The 4596-nt window shown below is 61.4% G+C and carries 5 protein-coding genes; 3 read left to right on the plus strand and 2 right to left on the minus strand.

Annotated elements, in window-relative coordinates:
- Nucleotides 1-904 (minus strand): pirin family protein (locus CFR72_RS16270; protein ID WP_110914771.1); only part of this gene is annotated, 904 nt, incomplete at its 3' end.
- 120 nt (nucleotides 905-1024) lie between these two features.
- Between CFR72_RS16270 and CFR72_RS16275 the strand changes: the two genes are divergently transcribed.
- Both CFR72_RS16275 and wrbA read left to right on the plus strand, forming a co-directional pair.
- Nucleotides 1025-1960 carry a LysR substrate-binding domain-containing protein gene (locus CFR72_RS16275; RefSeq protein WP_110914774.1) on the plus strand — a complete coding sequence of 312 codons (936 nt, stop codon included), beginning with the start codon at nucleotides 1025-1027 and terminating at the stop codon, nucleotides 1958-1960.
- 174 nt (nucleotides 1961-2134) lie between these two features.
- Nucleotides 2135-2731, plus strand: coding sequence for an NAD(P)H:quinone oxidoreductase (wrbA, locus tag CFR72_RS16280; RefSeq protein WP_110914772.1), 597 nt, complete (start codon nucleotides 2135-2137; stop codon nucleotides 2729-2731).
- A gap of 75 nt (nucleotides 2732-2806) precedes the next feature.
- Here wrbA and CFR72_RS16285 read toward each other — a convergent pair whose 3' ends face one another.
- Nucleotides 2807-3775, minus strand: coding sequence for a LysR family transcriptional regulator (locus CFR72_RS16285; protein ID WP_110914773.1), 969 nt, complete (start codon nucleotides 3773-3775; stop codon nucleotides 2807-2809).
- 475 nt (nucleotides 3776-4250) lie between these two features.
- Here CFR72_RS16285 and CFR72_RS16290 point away from each other — a divergent pair, with 475 nt between their 5' ends.
- On the plus strand, nucleotides 4251-4499 hold the full coding sequence (locus tag CFR72_RS16290; protein WP_244182351.1) for a hypothetical protein: 249 nt from the start codon (nucleotides 4251-4253) through the stop codon (nucleotides 4497-4499).
- Nucleotides 4500-4596 lie beyond the last annotated feature (97 nt).

Consider the following 4596-nt stretch of genomic DNA (forward strand, 5'->3'; position numbering starts at 1 on the left):
ATCCTTCATCTGCCGTCCTTTCGCGCAGTCGTTTCTTCCAACGACCATTCTGGCACATTGCGATGCCGTGCGGGGAGGACGGCAACCACCCCATCTCGCGGGTGTTCATGACAAACGGGCCATAACCGGCAATCGGTTCGTTCAGGGGCTGTCCCGTCAGCACCAGAAAGCTGCTGTCCGCCGCCGCCTGCACCGTCACCTGCGTGCCTTCGCGGCCCAGAAGGGCGAACTGCGCGCTGGTGAGTTCCTCGGCACCGTTGACAACAAGCCGTCCCTCCAGCAGGACGATCGCCGTGTTATGCCCGGCAGGCAGATCCAGCGTGACCTGCGCGCCCTCCCGCAACGTGCCGTCCCAGACATTGAGCGGCGAGAAGATCCGCGCCGGTCCGTGCTGCCCACCATATTCACCGGCAATCACGCGCAGGTGCCCCGCCCCATCACCAAACGGCACCACGGGAATGCTGGCCGCCTGAAGCGTCTGGTAACCCGCAGGCGTCGTCTTGTCCCGGGCGGGCAGGTTGACCCACAACTGCACCATACGGAACTGTCCCCCCGTCCTGGCATAGGCCGGGGAATGGAATTCCTCGTGCTGGATCCCGTTGCCCGCCGTCATCCACTGCACGTCACCCGGGCCGATGATGCCCCCACCGCCCGAGGAATCGCGGTGTTCGACCTCCCAGTCATATACGATGGTCACGGTCTCGAACCCCTTGTGGGGATGTTCACCCACGCCACGGCGGGTTTCAGTGGGCTGGAATTCATGCGGACCGGCATAATCCAGCAGCAGGAAGTGGCTGAGATGTTCGCCAAAATCGGTGTAGGAAAACAGCGAACGCACCGGAAATCCGTTCCCGACCCAGTGGCCCCGGTCATTTCCATAACGGCCAAGAATCTTCTTCTGCATGATGAGTATCCCATCTGGGGAAGGACGGCACGATGCCCCTTCCGTCGTCCCTGAACATGTGCCTGTTCCATCGTATCATGAAGTTTGCCAGATCGAACAATGCGTCCTATGGAAGGAACGATGAGGGACCTCAACGATTTTGAATATTTCGTGCAGGTGGTGAAACATGGCGGTTTTTCTGCCGCCGCACGGGCCACGGGGTTGCAGAAATCGCTGCTCAGCCGCCGTATCCGCGTGCTGGAGGATCGCCTGCATACCCGCCTGCTGCAACGTTCGTCCCGGCATTTCAGCGTCACGGAAACCGGCCACAGGTTCTATGAACACTGCCTCGCCATGCTGGCCGAGGCCGAAAGCGCCGAACGCTCCGTCGCCCAGCTTCAGGCCGAACCCTGCGGGCAGGTCCGGCTGAGTTGCCCGGTCGCCCTGCTCAATTTCCAGTTCGGTGCCCTGCTGGCCCGGTTCGTCCTGCGCTATCCCTCTGTTACGCTGCACCTCGACAGCACCAACAGGCGCGTCGATGTGCTCAAGGAAGGGCTGGACCTGGCCATCCGCGTGCGCTTCCCGCCGCTGGCGTCTTCGGACCTTGTCATGCGCACGCTTGATACCAGCACGCAATGCCTTGTCGCCGCCCCGACACTGGTGCGCCATCCCCCTGCCTCCCCCGCGGACCTGAATGGCTTTCCTTCCCTCGATTTCCATACCGGTCCGGGGGCACATTCATGGCTGCTGGAAAACCGGCAGGGACAGACGGCCACCATCTTTCACGAACCCCGGCTTGCGACGGATGACATGGCGGTCCTGCGCGAAGCCGCACTGATCGGGGTCGGAATCGGGCAGTTTCCCACCATGATGATCTGGCCGGATATCGAAGCAGGAAGGCTGGTCCCGGTCCTGCCCCAATGGCGTCCGCAGGCGGGCATCGTCCATGCGGTCTTCCCCTCCCGGCGTGGCCTGGTGCCTGCCGTGCGCGCCCTGCTTGATTTCCTTGCCCGGGAATGCGCGGCCCAGCGTCGTCTGGCAACCGAAGCCCTGCCCAACCCCACGCCGGATTCCTGACAACGCACGCCACGACCGCAATGCAAGCGCGCGGCAATTCCCGGAAACGCAGCATTTCCGATTTTGGCCTGTTCGCCATCTCCGGCGGGCATATGATCGTGGACATCCGGGCGGGGCATTTTCCAGCACCCAATACGCGCCCCGTTCACATTTGATATTGAGGAGATTGCGGTCATGCCAAAGGTTCTCGTGCTTTATTACTCGTCCTATGGCCACATAGAGACGATGGCCCATGCCGTGGCGGAGGGCGTGCGTTCCGCCGGGCTGGAAGCTGGCGTGAAACGGGTGCCCGAACTCGTCCCGCAGGACGTGGCCCGGTCACACCATTTCAAGCTTGAACAGGATGCCCCCATCGCAACCGTTGACGAACTGCCGGATTATGATGCGATCATTCTCGGTGCGCCCACACGCTTTGGCCGCCTGCCCGCGCAGATGGCCAATTTCTGGGACCAGACCGGCGGCCTGTGGCTGCGTGGGGCACTGATTGGCAAGGTGGGCGCGGTCTTCACCTCCACCGCGTCACAGCATGGCGGACAGGAGACCACGCTGTATTCGCTGATGTCGAACCTGATCCATCACGGCATGGTCGTCAGCGGCCTTCCCTACAGCTTCCAGGGGCAGTTGAAGCTTGACGAGGTCACGGGCGGGTCGCCCTATGTGGCCACGACGATTGCCGCGGGCGACGGGTCCCGACAGCCAAGCGCGAATGAACGCGACGGGGCGAAATTCCTTGGCCAGCATGTGGCCGGCCTCGCCAGGAAACTCGCATGACCTGCGGGGCGATCACGGCATGGGACAGGGCCGAGGACCGTCCCGTTTCGCGTCCCCCTGCCGATCCTGAAGACATCAGGACGAGCGTGCGGGCGCGCGTGCCTTTTTCCTTCTGGAAACGGGTCCGGGGTCGGGCCGTGACCAGGGGGGGTCTCCGAACGCCGTGACAAGGTAGTCGAGGAACGCACTCACCCTGACGGGACGTAACGGGCTGGCGGGCGTCACCAGATACAGGGCGACAGGCGGCACGGACCATCGCGGCAGCAGGCGTTCCAGCCGGCCTGAACGCAGGCCTTCCCAGACCATGAATTCCGGGAAAAACCCATATCCCATACCGGCTTCGAGCGCGGGCAGGAAAGCTTCCGCATTATCCGCACGCAACCGCGCCGTCTGGCGCAGGACATATTCGCGGCCATTATGGTCATGGCGCAGCCGCACCATCCCCGGCGCCGATGTGTTGGTATAGACAAACCCCTTTTCCCCCTCCAGCGCCCTTGGGTGATCGGGCCGCCCGATCCGGTCGAGGTAGCCGGGCGTCGCGACAGACAGGATCCTGACGGGACATAACTGCCGGGCACGAAGGGAGGAATCTGCCAGTGCGGCAATACGCAGGGCGACATCATATCCTTCGGCGACGAGATCGACGAGGACGTCGCTGAAATCAATGGTGACGTCGATTTCGGGATATTGTTGCAAAAAACCGGGCAATATGGGCGAAAGGTGCCTGACCCCGAACGTCATGGGGGCGGCGACACGGATCAGGCCCGCGGGGCTGAGCATCCCTCCGCGGGCCTCGGTTTCCGCCGCCTGCGCTTCGGCCAGCAGCCTGTTCGCATGACCAAGCAGAAGGCGTCCCGTTTCGGTCAGGGACAGATTGCGTGAATTGCGGTTAAACAGCGAAATGCCAAGGGAGCGTTCAAGCCGGCTGACGGCCTTTGAGACGGTTGGCTTGGACCGCTGGATGTCCTCTGCGGCCCGCGCGAAGGATCCCTGTTCCGCCACCTTGGCAAAAATGGCCCATGCTTCAAGATCCGGCAACCGCATAGATGACATCCGTGGAGATGATTTTCGCGAAACAGTCCCAAGCTCGTGTTTCCATACCTTACCTTCCGCGTCCTGTCGCCTCCGGCGGACTCCGCGTCCCTTTGGCAGGGAGGTGCGTGACCATGCAGTCGATAGCCGAACAATAGACGGCAGGGTCCACCCTCCCCGCCATATAGACCGAACGGTCTTCATGGGGCAGGCAAGGTCCTGAAAAGCAATATTCCCCGACTTATTCTATTCTTGATACGCAACGGTTCCTTTCATGAAGAAAAAAAATAACAACCAGTCCTAAAGTCTGCATTGACTGCAAACCTGTCTATTGGAAACGGAATGACATGGGCGATTTTTTGGCGGAATACTGTCCATTCTGTAACAATACTCATAAAGTCGTTACCACTTTCACGACTTCGTTTTTTCTCGTTCCATAAATGTAGGACTAGCCTCCGCATCACAATACTTTGGAGGAACATCCATCATGTCTGCTTTCACAGCGCCCCAAACCGCCGGTGGATGGGCGACACTGGCGCTTGCGGTCGTTATCATCGCGCTGGGCCTGCCGCTTGTTTACATGGGCGCGGAACTCGCGTTTCTTGGCGGGTCCTGGTACTATATCATTGTCGGTCTTGCCGTAACCGCGGCGGGCGTTCTCATGGCCATGGGCCGGGTTGCGGGGGGCATGCTCTACCTCGCGGCGGTGGCATTCACGTGGCTGTGGGCCCTGTGAGATGGGGTGGTTGCCGTCCTCCCCGCACGGCATCGCAATGTGCCAGAATGGTCGTTGGAAGAAACGACTGCGCGAAAGGACGGCAGATGAAGGATAC

It is taken from the genome of Gluconacetobacter entanii (assembly GCF_003206495.1).
Taxonomy (GTDB): Bacteria; Pseudomonadota; Alphaproteobacteria; order Acetobacterales; family Acetobacteraceae; genus Novacetimonas; species Novacetimonas entanii.

Coding starts and splice junctions, on each gene's coding strand:
- CFR72_RS16275 (WP_110914774.1), top strand. CDS start 1,025: ATGAGGGACCTCAACGATTTTGAATATTTCGTGCAGGTGGTGAAACAT.
- wrbA (WP_110914772.1), top strand. CDS start 2,135: ATGCCAAAGGTTCTCGTGCTTTATTACTCGTCCTATGGCCACATAGAG.
- CFR72_RS16285 (WP_110914773.1), bottom strand. CDS start 3,775: ATGCGGTTGCCGGATCTTGAAGCATGGGCCATTTTTGCCAAGGTGGCG.
- CFR72_RS16290 (WP_244182351.1), top strand. CDS start 4,251: ATGTCTGCTTTCACAGCGCCCCAAACCGCCGGTGGATGGGCGACACTG.